Source organism: Pandoraea terrigena (genome assembly GCF_902459705.1).
In the GTDB taxonomy this organism is placed as follows: Bacteria; Pseudomonadota; Gammaproteobacteria; order Burkholderiales; family Burkholderiaceae; genus Pandoraea; species Pandoraea terrigena.
The window spans coordinates 160,689-181,996 of sequence record NZ_CABPRU010000003.1 but is presented as its reverse complement, the minus strand read 5'-3'; the positions used below and the strand labels follow the sequence as shown (position 1 = coordinate 181,996).

Annotated in this window: 21 protein-coding genes; 18 read left to right on the top strand and 3 right to left on the bottom strand. The window is 63.7% G+C overall.

The features are described 5' to 3' along the window. Positions 1-183: 183 nt before the first annotated feature. The 3 genes from PTE31013_RS08420 to PTE31013_RS08410 all read right to left on the bottom strand — a co-directional run bounded on the left by PTE31013_RS08420 (position 184) and on the right by PTE31013_RS08410 (position 2,236). On the bottom strand, positions 184-681 hold the full coding sequence (locus PTE31013_RS08420; RefSeq protein WP_150612368.1) for a hypothetical protein: 498 nt from the start codon (positions 679-681) through the stop codon (positions 184-186). A gap of 43 nt (positions 682-724) precedes the next feature. After that, positions 725-1,033 (bottom strand): hypothetical protein, encoded by a 309-nt coding sequence (locus tag PTE31013_RS08415; RefSeq protein ID WP_150612367.1) that lies wholly within the window; start codon positions 1,031-1,033, stop codon positions 725-727. 219 nt (positions 1,034-1,252) lie between these two features. Then, complete coding sequence (locus PTE31013_RS08410; RefSeq protein WP_150612366.1) at positions 1,253-2,236, bottom strand: malate dehydrogenase; 984 nt, start codon at positions 2,234-2,236, stop codon at positions 1,253-1,255. Positions 2,237-2,576: 340 nt separating this feature from the next. Here PTE31013_RS08410 and PTE31013_RS08405 point away from each other — a divergent pair, with 340 nt between their 5' ends. From PTE31013_RS08405 to trpA, 18 genes are all read left to right on the top strand, one after another. Then, positions 2,577-3,419 carry a GntR family transcriptional regulator gene (locus tag PTE31013_RS08405; RefSeq protein WP_150612365.1) on the top strand — a complete coding sequence of 281 codons (843 nt, stop codon included), beginning with the start codon at positions 2,577-2,579 and terminating at the stop codon, positions 3,417-3,419. A 187-nt stretch (positions 3,420-3,606) separates the two neighbouring features. Beyond that, the gene (sdhC, locus tag PTE31013_RS08400) at positions 3,607-4,020 is read left to right on the top strand and encodes a succinate dehydrogenase, cytochrome b556 subunit (RefSeq protein ID WP_150612364.1); all 414 of its coding nucleotides are present in this window, start codon (positions 3,607-3,609) and stop codon (positions 4,018-4,020) included. A gap of 1 nt (position 4,021) precedes the next feature. Next, positions 4,022-4,387, top strand: a complete 366-nt coding sequence (gene sdhD, locus PTE31013_RS08395) for a succinate dehydrogenase, hydrophobic membrane anchor protein (RefSeq protein WP_150612363.1) — start codon at positions 4,022-4,024, stop codon at positions 4,385-4,387. Positions 4,388-4,390: 3 nt separating this feature from the next. Beyond that, positions 4,391-6,166 carry a succinate dehydrogenase flavoprotein subunit gene (sdhA, locus tag PTE31013_RS08390; protein ID WP_150612362.1) on the top strand — a complete coding sequence of 592 codons (1,776 nt, stop codon included), beginning with the start codon at positions 4,391-4,393 and terminating at the stop codon, positions 6,164-6,166. A gap of 12 nt (positions 6,167-6,178) precedes the next feature. Further along, positions 6,179-6,883: a succinate dehydrogenase iron-sulfur subunit gene (locus tag PTE31013_RS08385; protein WP_150612361.1), complete on the top strand. Its 705-nt coding sequence runs from the start codon at positions 6,179-6,181 to the stop codon at positions 6,881-6,883. A gap of 10 nt (positions 6,884-6,893) precedes the next feature. Further along, positions 6,894-7,166 (top strand): FAD assembly factor SdhE, encoded by a 273-nt coding sequence (locus tag PTE31013_RS08380; protein WP_150563035.1) that lies wholly within the window; start codon positions 6,894-6,896, stop codon positions 7,164-7,166. Positions 7,167-7,195: 29 nt separating this feature from the next. Beyond that, positions 7,196-8,497, top strand: coding sequence for a citrate synthase (gltA, locus tag PTE31013_RS08375; RefSeq protein ID WP_150612360.1), 1,302 nt, complete (start codon positions 7,196-7,198; stop codon positions 8,495-8,497). Positions 8,498-8,778: 281 nt separating this feature from the next. Next, positions 8,779-10,188 carry a 3-isopropylmalate dehydratase large subunit gene (gene leuC / locus PTE31013_RS08370; protein WP_150612359.1) on the top strand — a complete coding sequence of 470 codons (1,410 nt, stop codon included), beginning with the start codon at positions 8,779-8,781 and terminating at the stop codon, positions 10,186-10,188. Positions 10,189-10,247: 59 nt separating this feature from the next. Then, positions 10,248-10,376 (top strand): entericidin A/B family lipoprotein, encoded by a 129-nt coding sequence (locus PTE31013_RS08365; RefSeq protein ID WP_010807368.1) that lies wholly within the window; start codon positions 10,248-10,250, stop codon positions 10,374-10,376. A gap of 121 nt (positions 10,377-10,497) precedes the next feature. Further along, positions 10,498-11,148 carry a 3-isopropylmalate dehydratase small subunit gene (gene leuD / locus PTE31013_RS08360; protein ID WP_150612358.1) on the top strand — a complete coding sequence of 217 codons (651 nt, stop codon included), beginning with the start codon at positions 10,498-10,500 and terminating at the stop codon, positions 11,146-11,148. Between the two features lie 24 nt (positions 11,149-11,172). Then, positions 11,173-12,240, top strand: coding sequence for a 3-isopropylmalate dehydrogenase (gene leuB / locus PTE31013_RS08355; protein WP_150612357.1), 1,068 nt, complete (start codon positions 11,173-11,175; stop codon positions 12,238-12,240). 60 nt (positions 12,241-12,300) lie between these two features. Beyond that, positions 12,301-13,431 (top strand): aspartate-semialdehyde dehydrogenase, encoded by a 1,131-nt coding sequence (gene asd / locus PTE31013_RS08350; RefSeq protein WP_150612356.1) that lies wholly within the window; start codon positions 12,301-12,303, stop codon positions 13,429-13,431. Between the two features lie 125 nt (positions 13,432-13,556). After that, the gene (locus PTE31013_RS08345) at positions 13,557-16,604 is read left to right on the top strand and encodes a motility hub landmark protein FimV (protein WP_150612355.1); all 3,048 of its coding nucleotides are present in this window, start codon (positions 13,557-13,559) and stop codon (positions 16,602-16,604) included. Positions 16,605-16,701: 97 nt separating this feature from the next. Further along, positions 16,702-17,502, top strand: a complete 801-nt coding sequence (truA, locus tag PTE31013_RS08340) for a tRNA pseudouridine(38-40) synthase TruA (RefSeq protein ID WP_150612354.1) — start codon at positions 16,702-16,704, stop codon at positions 17,500-17,502. Continuing rightward, positions 17,499-18,155 (top strand): phosphoribosylanthranilate isomerase, encoded by a 657-nt coding sequence (locus PTE31013_RS08335; protein ID WP_150612353.1) that lies wholly within the window; start codon positions 17,499-17,501, stop codon positions 18,153-18,155. Before truA ends, PTE31013_RS08335 begins: the two co-directional genes overlap by 4 nt. Before the next feature lie 57 nt (positions 18,156-18,212). Continuing rightward, positions 18,213-19,415 carry a tryptophan synthase subunit beta gene (gene trpB / locus PTE31013_RS08330; protein ID WP_150612352.1) on the top strand — a complete coding sequence of 401 codons (1,203 nt, stop codon included), beginning with the start codon at positions 18,213-18,215 and terminating at the stop codon, positions 19,413-19,415. A 179-nt stretch (positions 19,416-19,594) separates the two neighbouring features. Further along, positions 19,595-20,467: a DNA-methyltransferase gene (locus tag PTE31013_RS08325; protein WP_425495552.1), complete on the top strand. Its 873-nt coding sequence runs from the start codon at positions 19,595-19,597 to the stop codon at positions 20,465-20,467. Then, a complete protein-coding gene (trpA, locus tag PTE31013_RS08320) occupies positions 20,421-21,245 on the top strand; it encodes a tryptophan synthase subunit alpha (protein ID WP_150612350.1) in 825 nt (274 codons plus the stop codon). The genes PTE31013_RS08325 and trpA overlap by 47 nt, the downstream gene beginning before the upstream one ends. Positions 21,246-21,308: the final 63 nt, after the last annotated feature.

The window sequence follows — 21,308 nt, the reverse complement described above, 5'->3', positions numbered from 1 at the left end:
AGCGGTGGTAGTGCAATTCAATGGAGGCCGGCATTGCACGGGCACTACGTGGGTGCCCGTGTCGATGCCGTTACGTCGAGTGTCCGGCGACAGAAGCGCCGGGGACTGCATATCATGCCGAGGCGGCGCCAGGAAAGCGGCTGGCGCGTCATGCGATCGAAGCCGGTGTCAACCGGGCGCGGCTCAGTTGGTCACCTTGATCAGTTGGACCGATTGCGTCGGGGCCAGTTTGTCATGCTCCGACATCTCGTACGTCATGCATTCGTCAGCCAGTCGGCTGCCGCCATCGCGGTGCGTGAACAGCATGGCCTTGGCCGGAATCACCACTAGATCCAAACCGCTGGCGGCGTCGTAGAAACGGTCAGCGCCCGTCGTCGTCTGCTCGCGCGGGAGCTTGTAGTTGCGGCCTTCCCAGAACATGGTGAGGACCTGGTCGCGCTTCATGTTGCCCTTGATGTAGAGCTTTTCGTTTTCCTTGCAGCTCCACAGCTCCGAACCGTCGGCCGGTTGGACTGCCGCAGCGGTAACGGCAGCCTTCTTCTTGGTCGACGCCTTCTTCACCTTCTTCTTCGGTGCGGCCTTCTTGACCGTTGTCTTGCCGGCCGGTTCAGCGGCAATTGCGGCCGGCACGACGGCGGCGGAGCAGAGGGCAACCAGCACGGTCAGACAAAGCTTCTTCATGGTGAATCTCCAAACAATGGATAAGGGCCGACAAAAGCGCAGATTATCTTACGAAGTCTGCGTTGATCAGCGTCACCATACAAATTTTTTCAATTCCTTCGCGCCAGGCGCCCCAGGCGCCGGCGGTACGGTCCGGCGGCACTGGGTGGGGTGTTGCGGTGCGGAATTCGAGGGGGCGCGGGGCCAGACTGCGCTCACGCGTGAAGTCGTTGTCGAGCGAGAACATGACGGGCGACGGGCGGGAGGCTTGGCGAAGCAAACGCAGGGCATCATGCGGCGCGGTCGCTGCGGACATTGCGCGCTCGCCGGTCATCTGGTACAACGCGCGGGTTGCGGCAGTCAGGCGTTGCATTTGCTTGGCCAAGAAATCGCTCGGTGTTGCGTGACGTCGTGCCGGATCATAGCGCGATGGCTGGCGCGGTCTTCTGCGCAACATGTCGTCACTGGGGCTGCGAACGTTGAAACTTTTCCCTCGATGACGGGAGTTGCGCCGGCACTGGGGGTAAGCCGCCGGCGCAGTTTCGGCCCCCGACGACGCTTGTGGCGTCGCATGGGGCCGGTTCCCTGGGGGTTAGCCCAGCAGATGTGCCACGCCAGCGCGCTCTTCTTCGAGTTCGTTGAGCGTGAAGTTCATCTTTTCGCGCGAGTAAGCATCGATCTCGAGGCCTTCCACGCGCTTGTACTTGCCATTTTCGCAGATCACCGGCACGCCGTAGATCACGTCTTGCGGAATGCCGTACGAGCCGTCCGACGGGATACCCATCGTGACCCACTTGCCATTCGAGCCCAGCACCCAGTCATGGATGTGGTCGATGGCGGCGTTGGCGGCCGAAGCGGCCGACGACAGGCCACGGGCTTCGATGATGGCGGCGCCGCGCTTGCCGACGGTCGGCAGGAACACGTCGTTGTTCCACACGTCGTCGTTGATCATCGCCTTCACGCCCTGGCCGTCGATCGTGGCGAAGCGGTAGTCGGCGTACATGGTCGGCGAGTGGTTGCCCCACACGGCCAGCTTTTCGATGCTGGCGACCGGCTTGCCGGTCTTGGCGGCGAGTTGCGACAGGGCGCGGTTGTGATCCAGGCGCAGCATCGCGGTGAAGTTTTCCTTCGGCAGGTTCGGTGCCGACTTCATGGCGATATAGGCGTTGGTGTTGGCCGGGTTGCCGACGACCAGCACCTTGACGTCACGCTTGGCGACGTCGTCCAGGGCCTTGCCCTGCACCGTGAAGATCGCGCCGTTGGCTTCGAGCAGATCCTTGCGCTCCATGCCTTTCGAGCGCGGACGGGCGCCAACCAGCAGGGCGACGTCGGCATCCTTGAAAGCGACCTTCGGGTCGTCGGTGATGACCACGCCGGCGAGCAGCGGGAACGCGCAGTCTTCCAGCTCCATCACAACGCCCTTGACGGCGGCTTGAGCTTGCGGGAGGTCGAGCAGTTGCAGGATGACGGGCTGGTCCTTGCCGAGCATGTCGCCGTTGGCGATGCGGAACAGCAGGGAGTAGCCGATTTGGCCAGCGGCGCCGGTGACGGCGACACGCATTGCGGGTTTTGCCATGAGAATCTCTCCAGACGTGTACAAATTCCTGCGAAGCTCGGGGTAAGCTCGCCGTCCGGGTGGCTTTTTTGCCAGGCTGACAGCGCCGCGTCACACGAAGCTCCTAAAATTCCTTGACCTACGGAAGCTTGCGGGCTGCGGGGTGAACTGCTGTCAATGAGTGCGAAGCGCCGGACTCTCTTATAAGATAGCCGTGCCGCGGCTGCAGGCCCCTGTTAGCCCGCGCCAGTGTAGGAGTCGCCACACCGAATGTCAACTCTATCTTATGTCTTATATAAGACATAGGATTATTGCTGTTATTCGATAGACGAAGGCCTTGATTTGTGGTCAAATCGCCGCCATGAATGCGAATGTTCGCGACACATCCAACCCTACGCCGACTGTCGATGCTCCGCAGCGACCGGACAGCGCGCGCGATGCCGTACCGGCCCCCCAGGCCACGCAGGGTGCGGCAGCTGTGGGGGCGTCGCCGACCTTCAGCCCGCTCTACCAGCAGATCAAGGGGCTCATTACCCAGGGTCTGCAAGCCGGCGAATGGAAGCCCGGCGAAATCATTCCCAGTGAAGTCGATCTGGCAGCCCGCTACAAGGTCAGCCAGGGAACGGTGCGCAAAGCCATCGACGAGCTGGCCGCCGAGAACCTGCTCGTGCGCCGCCAGGGGCGCGGCACGTTCGTCGCGACCCATCATGAGGACCGGGTGCAGTTCCGGTTCCTGCGTCTTGCGCCCGACTCGGGCGAACCCCATCACCCGCCCAGTCGACTGATCGAGTGTCGCCGTATGCGCGCACCGGCGGAAATTGCGCGCCAGCTTGACCTGCGCGCGGGCGATGGCGTCATTCTGATCCGCCGCATGCTGGATTTCTCGGACCGTCCGACGGTGCTCGACGAAATTTGGTTGCCGGGCGCCCTGTTCCGCGGGCTGACGGCCGAGAGGCTCAATGAATACACGGGGCCGATGTATGGCCTCTTCGAAGACGAATTCGGCACGCGCATGATTCGCGCTGTGGAAAAAGTCCGCGCGGTGGCCGCGGACGACATGACCGCGGAACTGCTCAAGGTGCCGAAGGGGTTTCCGCTGCTGAGCGTCGAGCGCGTTTCCTACACCTATGGCGACAAGCCGGTGGAAGTGCGCCGCGGCTGGTACGTGACGACGGAACATCATTACCAGAACGAATTGAGTTGAGAGGGTGGGTGACTTCCCAGGGGGCGAGCCGGCGTCGTGGCCGGCACGTGCCTGAAAGAGTGCCGGTATGAGGGGTGGCGGAGGGCGCGCTGCCAGCAGGAATTTCCGGAGCATTAGAACCGGTATGGTGCAACGCACTAGAATCGGCGCTAAAATCTGGGGCTGATGTAACTACATGGGGTCTAGCATGGCTGAAGTGGTAAAAAAAGAGCGGCCAGTCTACAGGAATATCGGTATCGGACAGATTGTCTCGTACCGTCTCCCGCCGGCTGGTATCGTGTCCATCCTGCACCGTATTAGCGGTGTGATCTTGTTCCTTCTGTTGCCGTTCGCGCTTTACTTGTTCGAACAGAGCCTCACGTCGGAACTCAGCTTCGACGTTCTGCGAAGCATCGCCTCCCACTGGTTTGTCAAACTCGTCATCCTGGCTTTGTCGTGGGGCTTCCTGCAGCACTTCTGCGCTGGCGTGCGCCATCTGCGCATGGACTTCAATCATGACGCCGTGAGCAAGGAAGCTGGCAAGAATTCGGCGGTGGTCGTCCTGGCCGTGTCGCTGCTGTTGACGCTGGCCGTCGCCCTCAAGCTGTTCGGAGCGTTCTAAGATGGCACAGAACAATATCGGTTCGAAGCGCCTGGTCGTCGGCGCCCACTATGGCTTGCGCGACTGGATGGCGCAGCGCATGACCGCGGTCATCATGGCCGTGTACACCGTGATCCTGCTGGTGTGGTTCTTCGCCGCCAAGGATTTCTCCTACGAAGGTTGGGCAAGCATCTTCTCGCATCAGTGGATGAAGCTCGCCACGTTCGTCACGCTGCTCGCGGTGTTCTATCACGCGTGGGTCGGTGTGCGCGATATCTGGATGGACTACGTCAAGCCGGTCGGTGTGCGACTGGCGCTGTACGCGCTGACGATCGTCTGGCTGCTGGCTTGTGCCGGCTATGCCGCGCAGATTCTGTGGAGAGTGTAAAGAATGGCTGCAATTAAAAATTCGCTGCCGCGCCGCCGCTTTGACGTGGTCATCGTGGGCGCAGGTGGTTCGGGCATGCGCGCGTCGCTGCAACTGGCCAAGGCCGGTCTGTCGGTGGCGGTGCTGTCCAAGGTGTTCCCCACCCGTTCGCATACCGTGGCTGCTCAGGGCGGCATTGGTGCTTCGCTCGGCAACATGAGCGAAGACAACTGGCATTACCACTTCTACGACACCATCAAGGGCTCCGACTGGCTCGGCGACCAGGACGCGATCGAGTTCATGTGCCGTCAGGCGCCGAACGCCGTCTACGAACTGGAACACTTCGGCATGCCGTTCGACCGTAACCCGGACGGCACGATCTACCAGCGTCCGTTCGGCGGTCACACGGCCAACTACGGCGAGAAGCCGGTCCAGCGCGCCTGCGCGGCCGCCGACCGTACCGGACACGCGCTGCTGCACACGCTGTATCAACAGAACGTGGCCGCCAAGACCCACTTCTTCGTGGAGTGGATGGCGCTCGACCTGATCCGCAACGAAGACGGCGATGTGCTCGGCGTGTCGGCGCTCGAACTCGAAACCGGCGACGTCTACCTGCTCGAAGCCAAGTGCACGCTGTTCGCGACTGGCGGTGCCGGGCGTGTGTACGCCGCTTCGACCAACGCGTTCATCAACACCGGTGACGGGCTTGGCATGGCCGCGCGTGCGGGCATTCCGCTCGAAGACATGGAATTCTGGCAATTCCACCCGACCGGCGTGGCCGGCGCGGGCGTGCTGATTACCGAAGGTGTGCGCGGCGAGGGCGGTATTCTGCGTAACTCGAACGGCGAGCGTTTCATGGAGCGCTATGCCCCGACGCTGAAGGATCTGGCGCCGCGTGACTTCGTGTCGCGTTCGATGGACCAGGAAATCAAGGAAGGCCGTGGCTGCGGCCCGAACGGCGACTACGTGCTGCTCGACCTCTCGCACATCGGTGCCGAGACGATCATGAAGCGCCTGCCGTCGATTCGCGAAATCGCCCTGAAGTTCGCCAACGTGGACGCGATCAAGGAACCGATCCCTGTCGTGCCGACCATTCACTATCAGATGGGCGGTATTCCGACGAACTACAACGGCCAGGTCGTCGTGCAGAAGCAGGGCGAATCGACGCCGGTCAACGGTTTCTACGCCGTAGGCGAGTGCTCCTGCGTGTCGGTCCATGGTGCCAACCGTCTGGGTACGAACTCGCTGCTCGACCTCGTGGTGTTTGGCCGCGCGGCCGGTAACCACATCGTCGACTTCGTGAAGCACCACGGCGACCACAAGCCGCTGCCTGCCGATGCCGGTGATAACGCCATGGCGCGTCTGGGCCGTCTGGACGGTTCCAGTTCGGGCGAGTACGCACAGGACATCGCCAACGACATCCGCGCAACGATGCAGAAGCACGCTGGCGTGTTCCGTACGTCGGACCTGCTCAAGGAAGGCGTGGACGAGATCAAGCAAGTGGCCGAGCGCGTGTCGCACGTTCACCTGAAGGACAAGTCGAAGGTGTTCAACACGGCGCGCATGGAAGCGCTGGAAGTCGACAACCTGATCGAAGTGGCCAAGGCCACCATGATCGCAGCCGAAGCCCGCAAGGAAAGCCGCGGCGCGCACGCGCACAGCGATTATCCGGAGCGCGACGACGCCAACTGGATGCGCCACTCGCTGTTCTTCAGCGAAGGCAACCGTCTGGATTACAAGCCGGTGCAGCTGAAGCCGCTGACCGTCGACTCGGTTCCGCCGAAGGCGCGGACGTTCTAAGGGATTCGCAAGATCATGAAACGTATTTTTGAAGTCTATCGCTACGATCCGGACAAGGACGCCGCGCCGTACATGCAGACCTACGAGGTCGAACTCGACGGACATGAGCGCATGCTGCTCGACGCTCTGGTCAAGCTCAAGAAGCTCGACGAAGGCATCGCGTTCCGTCGCTCGTGCCGCGAGGGCGTGTGCGGCTCGGACGCGATGAACATCAACGGCAAGAACGGTCTGGCCTGCCTGACCAACATGAACGACCTGCCGAACAAGATCGTTCTGAAGCCGCTGCCGGGGCTGCCCGTCATTCGCGATCTGATCGTCGACATGACACACTTCTTCAACCAGTACCACTCGATCAAGCCGTACCTGATCAACGCCGAGCCGGCACCGGAGAAGGAGCGTCTGCAGTCGCCCGAGCAGCGCGATGAGCTGGATGGCCTGTACGAATGCATTCTGTGCGCGTCGTGCTCCACGTCATGCCCGAGCTTCTGGTGGAATCCGGACAAGTTTGTCGGCCCGGCAGGTCTGCTGCAGGCTTACCGCTTCATCGCGGACAGCCGCGACATGGCAACCGGCGAGCGCCTGGACAACTTGGAAGATCCGTACCGCCTGTTCCGCTGCCACACGATCATGAACTGTGTGGATGTGTGCCCGAAGGGTCTGAACCCGACGAAGGCCATCGGCAAGATCAAGGAGCTGATGGTGCGTCGCGCCGTCTGACCTAGTGATCATGCCGGATACCAATCACCAGTCCGATCCGGTCAAACGTGCCCGCCTGCGTTGGCGGGCACGCCGCGGTTTGCTGGAAAACGACCTCATTCTCGAACGCTTCTTCGCGAAGTACGAAGCCTCGATGACCGACGAGGATGTGGGCGCGCTCACCCGGTTGCTCGATTTGAGCGACAACGATTTGATGGATCTGCTGCTAGCGCGCAAAGAGCCCGACGCGGATCTGGACGGGCCGGACGTGCAGCGCCTGCTGGCGCTCTTGCGTGCCGTGTAGGGGTTTAAGATTTTTTTTGAGGAAGCGATATGACTCCGTCTGATGTTAAAGCCACCCTATCTTTCTCTGACGGTTCGCCCAGCGTCGAACTGCCGATCTACCAGGGAACGATGGGCCCGGATGTAATCGACATCCGCAAGCTGTACGGCCAGACCGGCAAGTTCACGTATGACCCGGGCTTCATGTCGACGGCGTCGTGCAATTCCGCCATCACCTACATCGATGGCGACAAGGGCGAGCTGCTGTATCGCGGCTACCCGATCGAGCAGTTGGCCACCCACTGCGACTTCCTCGAGAGTTCCTACCTGTTGCTCAAGGGCGAACTGCCGAACGCACAGCAGAAGGACGAATTCGTCAAGACCGTGACCCGTCACACGATGGTGCACGAGCAGATGAACTTCTTCTTCCGCGGTTTCCGTCGTGACGCGCACCCGATGGCCGTGCTGACCGGTTCGGTCGGTGCTCTGTCGGCGTTCTACCACGACTCGCTGGACATCAACGATCCGACGCACCGCGAAGTCTCGGCCATCCGCCTGATCGCCAAGCTGCCGACGCTCGTCGCGATGGCGTACAAGTACAGCATCGGCCAGCCGTTCGTGTATCCGCGCAACGACCTGTCGTACAGCGCGAACTTCATGCGCATGATGTTCGCCAACCCGTGCGAAGACTATAAGGTCAACGACGTGCTGGTGCGCGCGCTTGACCGTATCCTGATCCTGCACGCCGATCACGAGCAGAACGCCTCGACCTCGACCGTGCGTCTGGCCGGTTCGTCGGGTGCCAACCCGTTCGCCTGTATCGCTGCCGGTATCGCGTGTCTGTGGGGCCCGGCGCACGGTGGTGCGAACGAAGCCGCGCTGACCATGCTCGAGCAGATCGGTTCGCCGGACAATATCCCCGAATTCATCAGGCAGGTGAAGGACAAGAACTCGGGCGTGAAGCTCATGGGCTTCGGTCACCGCGTGTACAAGAACTACGATCCGCGTGCCAAGCTGATGCGCGAGACGTGCTACGAAGTGCTCAACGAGCTTGGCCTGCACGACGACCCGCTGTTCAAGCTGGCCATGCAGCTCGAGAAGATCGCGCTGGAAGACGAATACTTCGTGTCGCGCAAGCTGTACCCGAACGTCGATTTCTACTCGGGTATCGTCCAGCGTGCGCTGGGCATCCCGACGTCGATGTTCACCTGCATCTTCGCGCTGGCTCGTACCGTGGGCTGGATCGCGCAGTGGAACGAAATGATCGGCGAGACGGACCAGAAGATTGGCCGTCCGCGTCAGTTGTTCATCGGCCACACGCCGCGCGACGTCGCGACGATCGACAAGCGCTAAGCCTGTCGGAGGCGTTCGGCACGGCCCCTGCTTGCCGTGCCGGCACCGCAACCTTGCCGAAACGGCAAGGCGATGCGGTGCCGCAACGAGCCCTCGTTGCGCTATATTCGAATCCACGGCACAAGCTGCCGTGATTCGCACAAATCCCCGGTTGATCGTGCGTTTACCGCCCGGTTTTCCGGGGATTTCGTATTCCGCCGGCGCGAAAGCGCTATGGCATAATCAAAAGTTCACGGAACGAAGTCTGTTCCTACAACGATATCTAGCCCCGCGTTTTTATCATGGCCAAGACGCTGTATGACAAATTGTGGGATGCACATGTCGTGCATACCGAGGACGATGGCACCACGGTGCTCTACATCGACCGTCATCTGTTGCACGAGGTGACCAGTCCGCAGGCGTTTGAGGGGCTAAAACTCGCGCAGCGGCCGGTCTGGCGACTGTCTGCCAACCTTGCGGTGTCGGACCACAACGTGCCGACCACCGACCGTTCGGAAGGCATCGTCGATCCGATTTCGCGTCTGCAGGTCGACACGCTCGATGCGAACTGCGACAGCTTCGGCATCACGCAATTCAAGATGAACGACCTGCGTCAGGGCATCGTGCACGTGATCGGCCCGGAGCAGGGCGCCACGCTGCCCGGCATGACGGTGGTCTGCGGCGACTCGCATACGTCCACGCACGGCGCGTTCGGCGCGCTGGCCTTCGGCATCGGCACGTCCGAGGTCGAGCACGCGCTCGCCACGCAGACGCTGCTCATGAAGAAGAGCAAGAACATGCTCGTGAAGGTCGAGGGTACGCTGCCGCGCGGTTGCTCCGCCAAGGACATCGTGCTGGCCGTCATCGGCAAGATCGGCACGGCGGGTGGCACGGGCTGCACAATCGAATTCGCCGGTTCGGCCATCCGCTCGCTCACGATGGAAGGCCGGATGACCGTGTGCAACATGGCCATCGAGGCCGGCGCACGTGCTGGCCTGGTCGCCGTGGACGACACGACGATCCAGTACGTGAAGGGCCGTCCGTTCGCCCCCACGGGCGTGGAATTCCAGCAGGCCGAAGCCTACTGGCGCACGTTCCACACGGATCCAGGCGCCGCGTTCGACCACGTGGTCGAGATCGATGCGAACACGCTGCGCCCCCAAGTGAGCTGGGGGACGTCGCCGGAGATGGTCGTGAGCATCGAGGACCGCGTGCCCGATCCCGAGAAGGAAAGGGATCCGGTCAAGCGCAGTGCGATGGAGCGGGCGCTCGAGTATATGGCGCTGACACCGGACACCCCGATGGCCAGCATCAACGTCGACAAGGTCTTCATCGGTTCGTGCACCAACTCGCGTATCGAAGATATTCGCGCGGCGGCCTATGTCGTCAAGAAGCTCGGTCGTCGCGTGGCGCCCAACGTGCGTCTGGCGATGGTCGTGCCGGGCTCGGGTCTGGTGAAGCACCAGGCCGAACAGGAAGGGCTGGACCAGGTCTTCAAGGCCGCTGGCTTCGAATGGCGCGAGCCGGGTTGCTCGATGTGCCTGGCGATGAACGCCGACCGTCTGGAGCCCGGCGAGCGTTGCGCGTCGACCTCGAATCGCAACTTCGAAGGCCGTCAGGGCGCGGGCGGGCGTACGCACCTCGTGAGCCCGGCGATGGCGGCCGCGGCGGCCATCGAAGGCCATTTCGTGGACGTGCGGCGTCTCGTCTGACGCTTGGGTATATCGCGGTGTAACCGTTGTTTGACATCGTCTTTGACTGAGAAAAAACCATGAAGAAGCTGTGGATGCTGATCGGTGCGGTGCTGGTGTTGGGCGTGGCGGGGTGCAACACGATGGCGGGCCTCGGCAAGGATACGCAAGCCGCTGGCTCGGCTCTCGAGAACGCCGCGAAGAAGTGATGCGACGGTGCGCGTCGCGCAGGCAATCGCCCCGCGCGCGCGCCTACGAAATTTCCGGCTTTGATGGCCAGGGTTCCTCGGGACCGGCCGCGGCCGAACTGTTTTGATCAGGTGGTTCGTGATGGAAAAATTTACCGTCCATACGGGGTTGGTGGCGCCGCTGGATCGCGAGAACGTCGATACCGACGCGATCATCCCCAAGCAATTCCTGAAGTCGATCAAGCGCACGGGCTTCGGTCCGAACCTGTTCGACGAGTGGCGTTACCTCGATGTTGGCCAGCCGGGCCAGGATTGCAGCACGCGTCCGCTCAACCCGAACTTCGTGCTCAACCAGCCGCGCTACCAGGGCGCGACGGTGCTGCTGGCGCGCAAGAACTTCGGCTGCGGCAGCTCGCGTGAGCATGCCCCGTGGGCGTTGCAGCAATTCGGCTTCCGTGCGGTCATTGCGCCGAGCTTCGCCGACATCTTCTTCAATAATTGCTACAAGAACGGGCTGCTGCCGATCGCGCTGCCCGAGATGCAGGTCGATCATCTGTTCAACGAGACGGTCGCGTTCAATGGCTATCAGTTGACCATCGATCTGGACAAGCAAGCGGTGGTGACGCCCGACGGCCGCGCCTACGCGTTCGACATCGCGCCGTTCCGCAAGTACTGCATGCTGAACGGTTTCGACGATATTGGCCTGACACTGCGTCACGCCGACAAGATTCGCGCCTACGAGGCCGAGCGGCTTGTCAAGCAGCCGTGGCTCGCAACGCGTTTGCCGGGCTGAGGCCCGAGCACTCAAGGAGATCGCATGAAAATTGCTGTGTTGCCGGGTGACGGCATTGGTCCGGAAATCGTGGCGGAAGCCGTCAATGTGCTGAACGCATTGGGCGAGACGTTCGAGTTGGAAGCCGCGCCCGTTGGCGGTGCCGGCTACGAGGCGGCGGGTCACCCGTTGCCCGACGCGACGCTCAAGCTCGCCAAGGAAGCGGATGCCATCCTGTTCGGCGCCGTGGGCGACTGGAAGTACGATTCGCTGGAGCGCGCGCTGCGTCCCGAACAGGCGATCCTGGGGCTGCGCAAGCATCTGCAACTGTTTGCCAACTTCCGTCCGGCCATTCTGTACAAGGAACTGGCCGACGCGTCGAGCCTGAAGCCGGAAATCGTGGCAGGGTTGGATATCCTGATCATTCGCGAGCTGAATGGCGACATCTACTTTGGCCAGCCGAAGGGGTTCCGCCAGTCGCCGGATGGCGCTTTCGAGGGCGCGCGCGAAGGTTTTGATACCATGCGGTATAGCGTGCCGGAAGTGGAGCGTATCGCGCACGTCGCGTTCCAGGCCGCCGCCAAGCGCGACAAGCGTTTGTGCTCGGTGGACAAGGCCAACGTGCTCGAGACGTCGCAACTGTGGCGCGACACCATGATCGAGGTTGCCAAGCAGTATCCGGAAGTCGAACTCTCGCACATGTACGTCGACAATGCGGCGATGCAACTGGTCAAGGCGCCGAAGAACTTCGACGTCGTGGTGACCGGCAACATGTTCGGCGATATCCTGTCGGACGAAGCCGCGATGCTGACGGGGTCGATCGGCATGCTGCCTTCGGCGTCGCTGGATGCCAATAACAAGGGGCTGTACGAGCCGTCGCACGGCTCTGCGCCCGATATCGCCGGCAAGGGCGTGGCCAATCCGTTGGCGACGATCCTGTCGGCTGCCATGATGCTGCGCTATACGCTGGGCCGTGCAGAACAGGCCGATCGCGTGGAAAATGCGGTGAAGAAGGTGCTGGCGCAAGGATTGCGCACGCCCGATATCTGGCAGGAAGGCGCGACCAAGGTCGGTACGCGCGAGATGGGCGCGGCAGTGGTTGCCGCGCTATAACGTTGACGGGGCGTCGTGAGACGCCCCTCGGCGCAATTGAAACGATAAGAGAGTGGATAAATGAAAACCGTAGGTCTGGTAGGTTGGCGGGGCATGGTCGGTTCGGTTCTGATGCAGCGCATGCAGCAGGAGAACGACTTCGCCTTGATCGAGCCGGTGTTTTTCAGCACCAGCAACGCGGGCGGCAAAGCCCCGTCGATGGCGAAGAACGAGACTTCGCTGAAAGACGCCAATGATGTCAACGAGCTGAAAAAATGCGACATCATCATTACCTGCCAGGGCGGTGACTACACAACCGAGATCTTCCCGACGCTGCGTGCGGCGGGCTGGAACGGTTATTGGGTCGATGCGGCCTCGACGCTGCGCATGAATGACGACGCCATCATCGTCCTCGATCCGGTCAACCTCGATGTGATCAAGAATTCACTGACGAAGGGCACCAAGAACTTCGTCGGCGGCAATTGCACCGTGAGCTGCATGTTGATGGGCCTGGGCGGCCTGTTCCAGCACGGTCTGGTCGACTGGCTCACGTCGATGACGTATCAGGCGGCATCGGGCGGTGGGGCGCAGCACATGAGAGAGCTGCTCACGCAGTTCGGTAGCATCAACGCTGAAGTCAAGGCGCTGCTCGACGATCCGCACTCGGCCATCCTCGAGATCGACCGCAAGGTGCTCGCGAAGCAACACGCGCTCACGGCCGACGAGACCAAGCAGTTTGGCGTGCCGCTGGGGGGTAACCTGATTCCCTGGATCGACAAGGACCTGGGCAACGGCCAGTCGAAGGAAGAGTGGAAGGGCGGTGCCGAGACCAACAAGATCCTGGGTCTGGGCGACGGCTTCCCGAATACCCGCGCCATTCCGGTCGATGGCCTGTGCGTGCGCGTCGGTGCGATGCGTTGCCACAGCCAGGCGCTGACCATCAAGTTGACAAAAGATGTGCCGTTAGATGAACTGACGGATATCATCGGCCAGGCGAATGACTGGGTGAAGGTGGTGCCGAACACGCGTGAGGCGTCGATGACCGATTTGACGCCTGCGGCGGTGACCGGCACGATGTCGATTCCGGTCGGTCGCCTGCGCAAGATGTCGATGGGGCCGGAGTATCTCTCGGCATTCACGGTCGGCGATCAACTGTTGTGGGGCGCGGCGGAACCGCTGCGCCGCATGCTGCGCATCCTGCTCGACGCTTGAGCGTCGCAGCGCATCGGTAAGGCGTGAAGAACGGCGGCCCGCGAGGCCGCCGTCCGCGCTTTGGGAGGCACCCCTTGCAGCCGGGGCGGCCAGTGACAAACGACTGACAGGCCTGACAAGACACAGTGCGGAAATACTCGATCGGCAAGCGCGCAAACTCGTCCCGTAATTCGTTCCGCCTGAGCGCGGCAGCGGCGGTCTTGTGGAGCCTCGGGCTGCTCAACGCCGGGGCGGCAGAGTTCGGCCCGCAGCAGGTGCGCTCGGGCCCGGGCCAGCCGTTGCGAGCCGTCATCGTGCTGGGTAACGTGTCGCAGGCGGAAGCCGACGGATTGTCGGTGAAGCTCGCGCCGCGCGACGCCTTCAAGCAGGCCGGCCTGCGCTACGACCCCACGCTCGAGAAGCTCTCCGTTTCCGTCTCGCCGACCGGCGGTCGCCAGGCAGGGTACAGCGGCACGTACCTTGTGCATGTCGACTCGGCCGAGCCGGTCAGCACGTCGTTCCTCGATCTGTTGCTGGTGCTCGAATGGCGCACCGGCCGTCAGTCCAACGCAGTGACACTGTCCGCCATCCCGGAAGCGAGCGCTGCGCAGCCTCAGGCCGTCGTGCCTGCGGCAGCGGCGGGTCAAGCCGCACCGGCGGCGGCCACGGCGTCCGTCCCCGCGCCAGCCACGGCGACGTCAGCCCAGCCGGGCAAGGCGTCGGCGGCGGGCGTCGCGGGTGAGCGCAAGGTGGCGCGCGGCGACTCGCTGTCGTTGATTGCCCGTGAATTCACGGGCGGTGAAGGCGGGGTGACGCTGGCGCAGATGATGACCGCGCTGTTCGAGGCCAACCGGTCGGCGTTCATCGGCGACGATCCGAATCGGCTGCGGCAGGGGGTGACGCTCACGCGCCCGGTCGACGCGCAGGTGCAAGGGATTCCTCCCGCGCAGGCACGCAAGTTCGTGTCGGCTGCGCGGGAACAGTTTGACGCGTATCGCGCGCGGCTGGCCGAATCGACGGCGCAGCAGGCAGCACCGGCCGGTGGCCGCAGTGCACAGGGCGCGATCGAAGCGGGCAAGGCACCGGAAGCTGCCACGCCCGCGACACGCGATGAATTGAAGCTGTCGCGACCCAATAAGGGAGGGGCGAACGGCACGGCCGGTCGAACTGGCGGCAGCGAAGAAGCACAAATCGCCCAGAGCAAGGCACAGGCCGAGGCTCAGGGCAGGGTGAATGAGTTGCAGAAGAACGTTGCAGATCTCCAGAAGTTGTTGGCGATGAAGAATCAGGCCGTCGCCAACCTGGAGCAGCAGGCCGCCACCGCTTCCGGGGCGACTGCGCAGGAAAAGACGGCGAAACCCGCCGATGGCAAGACAAATGCGCAGGTGGCGGCGGCGACGGCCACGCCGGCGCCGAATGCCGCTCAGGACGCTGATACGAAGGAAAACGCCGCGGCCGTCGCCTCGGCGGCGGTGACCGAAGCCGCGGCTGGTGCCTCCGCCACATCGGCAGGCGCATCGGCATCGGAGGCAACGGCTGCGATGACGGCACCGGCAAGCGCTGTCGCTGCGGCGGCCGCCGCCAGTGCCGCGGTTGCACCGGCCAAGCCGGCGCCGAACGGTGCGATGAACTGGCGTGCCGTGAGCCAGAATCCGTATGTGCTGCCAGGCGCTGGCGTGCTGGTGGTGCTGCTCGGCCTGTGGGCGGTGATACGCCGCCGTCGCGCTGAGTCGCCGGTGGGGCAGCCCGGGCCATACGACGATGGGCGTGACGCGTTCGACGGCCACGATGCGCCGCAAGACGGTGCGCCAGGGGCCGAGTCGGCGTCGCATGGCATGACCACGGCGGGCGCTGTCGCGGCGGCCGGTGCCGCTGGTGCGGCGGCATTGTACGCCGCCAATCAGGCGGAAGCCGAAGAGGCTCGGCAGCCGGAGGCTGATGTCGCGTCTTCAGCGTCAGACGACGCCGTTGCCACCGTTGACGATGTGCACCATGCGTCTGCCGACGCGGACGCCGACGCCGGTGCGCCGGGGGCGTGGAACGCTGAGCCAGTGCATTTGACTGACGCGCACGATGCACACGATGCGCATGATGACGATGGCGAAGATCGCGACGCGTCACCGGCGGCGTTGGCGGAGTCGTCCGAATCGTCTGAATCGTCTGAATCGTCTGAATCGTCTGAATCGAGCGCTGAGCCGCTCGCGCAAGATGCGGGCGAGCTTGCCTCGGGAATGTCGGGCGAAGCCGCGAGCGAGCCGGAAATCGATTGGGGCGCCGCGTTTGCCGAGGCGGCCGGACAGGTTCGGGAATCCCAGGAAGCGCCTGCGGCTGAGGACGATGCGGCGGCGCCCGGTTTGTCGGCGCTTGACGCGCTGGGTGCCGCCGCCATCGGCGGCGTTGCCGCTACGTCGGCGCGCGAGCCCGAGTCGGGCGTCTCCGCGCTGGCCGAACCCGCCGAGGCGCCGATGGCCGAAGCGTCGCCCGACGGGGGCGTCGCTGGCATGCTGGGGGATCTGGATCTGGCGATCCCGGGGCAGTCGGCGCAGGTGGGCACGATTTCCAGCGATGCCTTGCCGTCGCTGACGAAGGGGATGGGTTCGGTACAGTTCAAGATGGCGCCGATGGACGATCCGCTGCATTCGCACGCGAGCGCGGACGCGGCGTCCGACGATCTCGACGGCGAACTGAGCGATGCCGACTTCGACGCCGCGATGCAACAAGCCAGCAGCACGCCCGCGGCGCCGCGCAGCTATACGGACACCGCGCACGAGGCGCCATCACTCAAGCCGTTGTCGTTCGATCTGTCGGACTTCAGCCTCGATCTGAAGGGCGATGACGCGCAAACGACACCGACGCTGCCGGCCGACATCGGGACGGAAGCCCTGATCGAGCACGAGGTGCTCAATACGCCTGCACCGGAAACGCCATATGCTGCGGAACCGGCGGCGCCGCAGATGCCGCAAGTGGCCGCGCCGGTGCCCGCCGTGTCGGCGACGTCGGCGTCGCCGATCGACCTGGCATCCGCCGAGCCGGGCGCGCCGGACGAATTCCATACGAAGCTTGAACTGGCCACCGCGTATCAGACCATCGGCGACGACGAAGGCGCGCGCGAACTGCTCGAAGAGGTGATCGCCGGCGGCGACGCGGCTCAGCAGTCCGTTGCCCGCACACGGCTAGCCGAGCTTGGCAAGTGACGATGCGAAGCTGATGCCGCGACAGGCTGACGAACACACCACAGATTGACCGTAGTTTGGGGCGCTCGCAGGTTGAGCGCCCATTTTTCTTTTTCATATGCGAATCGCACTGGGCATCCATTACGACGGCACGGCGTTCTCCGGCTGGCAATCACAGCCGCATGGCAACACCGTGCAGCAGACGCTCGAAGCCGCGTTGCGGAAATTCGGCGGCGTTGCGTTGCCCACGACGGTCGCGGGCCGCACCGACACCGGCGTGCACGGCATCGGTCAGGTGGTGCATTTCGACACCGAACTCGACCGCGCGATGTTCTCGTGGGTGCGCGGCGTCAACGCGTTTCTGCCCAAGACCGTGGCCGTGCAATGGGCGCAGGCGATGCCGGACGACTTCCATGCCCGGTTCACCGCGTTCGAGCGCACGTATTTCTATGTGCTTTACGTGCACCCCGTGCGCTCGCCGTTGCTCGATGGCCGTTGCGGCTGGCTGCACACGCCGCTCGACCTCGAGGCGATGCGCGCCGCGAGCCGGCCGCTGGTCGGCGAGCACGACTTCTCGGCATTCCGCTCGTCCGAGTGTCAGGCCAGGACGCCGGTGAAGCACCTGTACGCCATCGATATCGAGCAGCAAGGGCACTTCTTTGTGTTCCGCTTCCGCGCGAGCGCGTTTCTGCATCACATGGTGCGCAATATCATGGGCTGCCTGGTCGCCGTCGGCCGGGGACGCCAGCCGGCCAGCTGGACGGCGCATGTGCTCGCGAGCCTCGACCGTCGTCAGGCCGCCCCGACGTTCATGCCGGACGGGCTGTACCTGGCGCGAGTGGGGTATCCTGAGCGCTTCGCCGTACCCGAGCCCAACTGGGCTGGGTGGCCGTTCCCGATGCCGTGGGCAAGTTCATGAAATCCCGTACCCGAATCAAGATCTGCGGCCTGTCGCAGCCGGCCGACATCGATCACGCGGTGGCGCTGGGCGTCGATGCGATCGGCCTTGTCTTTTACCCACCGAGCCCGCGCTACGTGGATCTGGCGCGCGCGGCCGAACTGGCCCGCCGGGTGCCGCCGTACGTGAGTCTGGTCGGCCTGTTCGTGAACGCGACGGCCCGCGAGATCGCCCGGACGGTCGAGGCCGTGCCGCTCACCACGCTGCAGTTTCATGGCGACGAGACGCCGGCCCAATGCGCGGTATTGTCGGCCGCTGCAGGCAACCGTCCGTACATGCGCGCCATGCGTATCGGCCCGGACACGAAAGACAGCGGCGATTTGCTACAATTCGCCAATGCATACACCGCCGCGCAAGGCCTCTTGCTCGATGCTCTGGTCGAGGGCTACGGCGGTGGGGGACAGGTTTTCGATTGGTCACTTATTCCAAAAGACATCGCGCGTCGGGCCGTTTTGAGTGGTGGCTTGAACGCACACAACGTTGCTGAAGCCATCGGCCGGGTGACGCCTTACGCCGTCGACGTGTCGAGCGGTGTGGAGGTGTCGCGGGGCGTGAAGGACCACGCCCGCATGACGGCGTTCGTGCACGCGGTGCGTGCCGCCGACGCCGAATGAGCAACCCGCCGGGGTGGCCGCTTGGGCCGCGCACCGGTACTGCGAAGAGTGACGACCATGTACGATTTGCCTGACGCCCGCGGCCATTTCGGCCCATACGGCGGTGTCTTTGTGGCCGAGACGCTGATTCACGCGCTCGACGAACTGCGCGAGGCGTATGCCAAGTATCAGCACGATCCGGCCTTCCTCGAAGAATTCCATTACGAATTGAAGCACTACGTCGGCCGTCCGTCGCCGATCTATCACGCCAAGCGCTGGAGCCGGGAGCTGGGCGGTGCGCAGGTGTACCTCAAGCGCGAAGACCTGAACCATACCGGCGCGCACAAGGTGAACAACGTGATCGGGCAGGCGCTGCTGGCCCGTCGCATGGGCAAGCGCCGCGTGATTGCGGAGACCGGCGCGGGCCAGCACGGCGTGGCGACCGCCACCATTGCCGCGCGCTTCGGCATGGAGTGCGTGGTCTACATGGGCGCGGAAGACGTCAAGCGCCAGGCGGCCAACGTCTATCGCATGCAACTGCTGGGGGCGACCGTGGTGCCGGTGGAATCGGGCTCGAAGACGCTCAAGGACGCCCTCAACGAAGCCATGCGTGACTGGGTGACCAACGTCGAGAGCACGTTCTACATCATCGGCACCGTGGCCGGACCGCATCCGTATCCGATGCTCGTGCGCGATTTTCAGTGCGTGATCGGCGAGGAGTGCAAGGTGCAAATGCCCGAACTGGCAGGCCGTCAGCCGGATTATGTGCTCGCCTGCGTGGGCGGCGGCTCGAACGCCATGGGTATTTTCTATCCGTATATCGATGTGCCGGATGTCAAGCTGGTGGGCGTGGAAGCGGCCGGCGACGGCATCGAGACCGGCCGTCATGCGGCATCGATCATCGGCGGCACGCCCGGCGTGCTCCACGGCAACCGCACCTATTTGCTGCAGGACGCCAACGGCCAGATTACCGAGACGCATTCGATCTCGGCAGGTCTGGACTATCCGGGGGTGGGCCCCGAGCACGCGTGGCTGCATGACATCAAGCGTGCCGAGTATGTGGGCGTGACCGATACCGAAGCCCTGCGTGCGTTCCATGACTGCTGCCGGATCGAAGGCATCATTCCGGCGCTGGAGTCGAGTCACGCGCTCGCTTATGCGTGCAAGCTGGCGCCGACGCTGCCGAGCGATCAGATCGTGCTGGTCAATCTCTCGGGGCGCGGCGACAAGGACATGCACACCGTGATGGCGCTGGCCAGGCCGGCACCGGGCGGGGCATAGGCGGTCCGGGTGGCGTCGCGAGACGCCACCGATCGCAGATCCCCAGGTCCCAGGCTATCCAGATCCTTAGCGCCTTCAGATTCCTCAGTTCCCTCAGCTCCATCAAGGACACCAGAACCCGCATGACCGATCTGACTGATCGCAACGCACCGCTTGACATCCTCGGGGCCGAGCGCCCCATGGATGCCACCGACGCCGCCGCCGCGCGTCTCGAGGCCAGGGAAGCGGCCGGCGAGTTGCGCGCGCGTTGGGCGCCGGGCGACATCACGTTGCGTCATGCCGACTTCCTGGAGCACCTGCACGAACTGGACGACGGCAGCGTCGACCTGATCCTTGCCGACCCGCCGTATGGACTCGGCAAGGACTACGGCAACGATTCCGACAAGCGCTCCGGCGAGGACTTCCTCGGCTGGACCTATGGCTGGCTCGAAGCGGCGATCCCGAAGCTCGCGCCGCGCGGCTCGTTGTACCTGTTCTGCACGTGGCAGTACGCTCCGGAGCTGTTCGTGTTTCTGAAGCGGCGCATGCTGATGATCAACGAGATTATCTGGGATCGCCGCGTGCCCAGCATGGGCGGCAGCACCCGGCGGTTCTCGTCGGTACACGACAACATCGGCTTTTTCGCGGTTTCGAAGGATTACTACTTCGACCTCGATGCGGTGCGCGTGCCGTACGACGCCGCCACGAAGAAGGCGCGCTCGCGCCGTATCTTCGAGGGCAGCAAGTGGCTGGAACTGGGGTACAACCCCAAGGATCTGTGGTCGATCTCGCGATTGCACCGGCAAGACCCCGAGCGCGTCGATCATCCGACGCAGAAACCGCTGCATATTATCGAGCGCATGGTGCTGGCCAGTTGCCCGCCCGGTGGTCTCGTGCTCGACCCGTTCATGGGCAGCGGCACGACGGCCGTGGCTTGCGCGCTGCACGGCCGGCGTTTCGTCGGCTTCGAGCTGAACGCGCATTATCACGCGCTCGCCCACCAAAGACTTCAGAGACTTTCCGATCATGTCCCGCATTCAAGCGACGTTCCAAGCCTTGCAAGCGCAGGGTAAAAAGGGCCTTATTCCGTTCATCACCGCCGGCGATCCCGAGCCGGGCTGGACGGTCAAGTTGATGCATGCGTTGGCCGACAACGGGGCCGACGTCATCGAACTCGGCGTACCGTTCTCCGACCCGATGGCCGACGGCCCGGTGATTCAGCGTGCGTCCGAGCGTGCGCTGGCACGCGGCGTGAGCCTGGCCGAGGTGCTCGGCTACGTGGCGGTGTTTCGTCAGACCAACGACCGCACGCCGGTCGTGCTCATGGGCTACGCCAATCCGATCGAGGCGATGGGACTCGAGACCTTCGCCGGGCGCGCCGCCAAGGCCGGTGTCGATGGCGTGCTGGTCGTCGACTATCCGCCCGAGGAGGCCGAGGCCTACGCGGGCGCGGTGCGCGCCCATGGCATCGATCCGATCTTCCTGCTCGCGCCGACGTCGACTGAAGCGCGTATCGCCGCGGTAGCGCGTCAGGCCAGCGGGTATCTGTATTACGTCTCCCTGAAGGGCGTGACGGGGGCCGCGAGTCTGGATATGGACAGCGTTGCTGCGAAGATCCCGGAAATCAAGGCTGCCGCGGACCTGCCGGTGGGCGTGGGCTTCGGCATTCGCGACGCCGCGACGGCGCGCGCCGTGGCGAGTGTGGCGGATGCCGTGGTCATCGGCAGCGCCATCGTCCAGCGCCTGGAAAACACGCCGCGTGATCTGGAGGGCCAGAACGCGGTAAAATCGCTGGCTGAATTCATCGGCGGTATTCGCCAGGCGCTCGACGAGGGCGCCATATCGGCGTAGATTCGCGGCGTAAATTTGCGGTGTTTGTTCGCGGAATTTATTCGTCGAACCGCCCGGTGAAAC

Bases quoted from the DNA above. Each gene is read 5' to 3' on its own strand.
- trpA (WP_150612350.1), top strand. From the start codon at position 20,421: ATGTCCCGCATTCAAGCGACGTTCCAAGCCTTGCAAGCGCAGGGTAAA.
- PTE31013_RS08410 (WP_150612366.1), bottom strand. From the start codon at position 2,236: ATGGCAAAACCCGCAATGCGTGTCGCCGTCACCGGCGCCGCTGGCCAA.
- sdhD (WP_150612363.1), top strand. From the start codon at position 4,022: ATGGCACAGAACAATATCGGTTCGAAGCGCCTGGTCGTCGGCGCCCAC.
- asd (WP_150612356.1), top strand. From the start codon at position 12,301: ATGAAAACCGTAGGTCTGGTAGGTTGGCGGGGCATGGTCGGTTCGGTT.
- leuD (WP_150612358.1), top strand. From the start codon at position 10,498: ATGGAAAAATTTACCGTCCATACGGGGTTGGTGGCGCCGCTGGATCGC.
- PTE31013_RS08420 (WP_150612368.1), bottom strand. From the start codon at position 681: ATGAAGAAGCTTTGTCTGACCGTGCTGGTTGCCCTCTGCTCCGCCGCC.
- PTE31013_RS08405 (WP_150612365.1), top strand. From the start codon at position 2,577: ATGAATGCGAATGTTCGCGACACATCCAACCCTACGCCGACTGTCGAT.
- PTE31013_RS08415 (WP_150612367.1), bottom strand. From the start codon at position 1,033: ATGCAACGCCTGACTGCCGCAACCCGCGCGTTGTACCAGATGACCGGC.
- gltA (WP_150612360.1), top strand. From the start codon at position 7,196: ATGACTCCGTCTGATGTTAAAGCCACCCTATCTTTCTCTGACGGTTCG.
- PTE31013_RS08325 (WP_425495552.1), top strand. From the start codon at position 19,595: ATGGATGCCACCGACGCCGCCGCCGCGCGTCTCGAGGCCAGGGAAGCG.
- PTE31013_RS08365 (WP_010807368.1), top strand. From the start codon at position 10,248: ATGAAGAAGCTGTGGATGCTGATCGGTGCGGTGCTGGTGTTGGGCGTG.
- leuC (WP_150612359.1), top strand. From the start codon at position 8,779: ATGGCCAAGACGCTGTATGACAAATTGTGGGATGCACATGTCGTGCAT.
- PTE31013_RS08335 (WP_150612353.1), top strand. From the start codon at position 17,499: ATGAAATCCCGTACCCGAATCAAGATCTGCGGCCTGTCGCAGCCGGCC.
- trpB (WP_150612352.1), top strand. From the start codon at position 18,213: ATGTACGATTTGCCTGACGCCCGCGGCCATTTCGGCCCATACGGCGGT.
- truA (WP_150612354.1), top strand. From the start codon at position 16,702: ATGCGAATCGCACTGGGCATCCATTACGACGGCACGGCGTTCTCCGGC.
- PTE31013_RS08380 (WP_150563035.1), top strand. From the start codon at position 6,894: ATGCCGGATACCAATCACCAGTCCGATCCGGTCAAACGTGCCCGCCTG.
- leuB (WP_150612357.1), top strand. From the start codon at position 11,173: ATGAAAATTGCTGTGTTGCCGGGTGACGGCATTGGTCCGGAAATCGTG.
- sdhC (WP_150612364.1), top strand. From the start codon at position 3,607: ATGGCTGAAGTGGTAAAAAAAGAGCGGCCAGTCTACAGGAATATCGGT.
- sdhA (WP_150612362.1), top strand. From the start codon at position 4,391: ATGGCTGCAATTAAAAATTCGCTGCCGCGCCGCCGCTTTGACGTGGTC.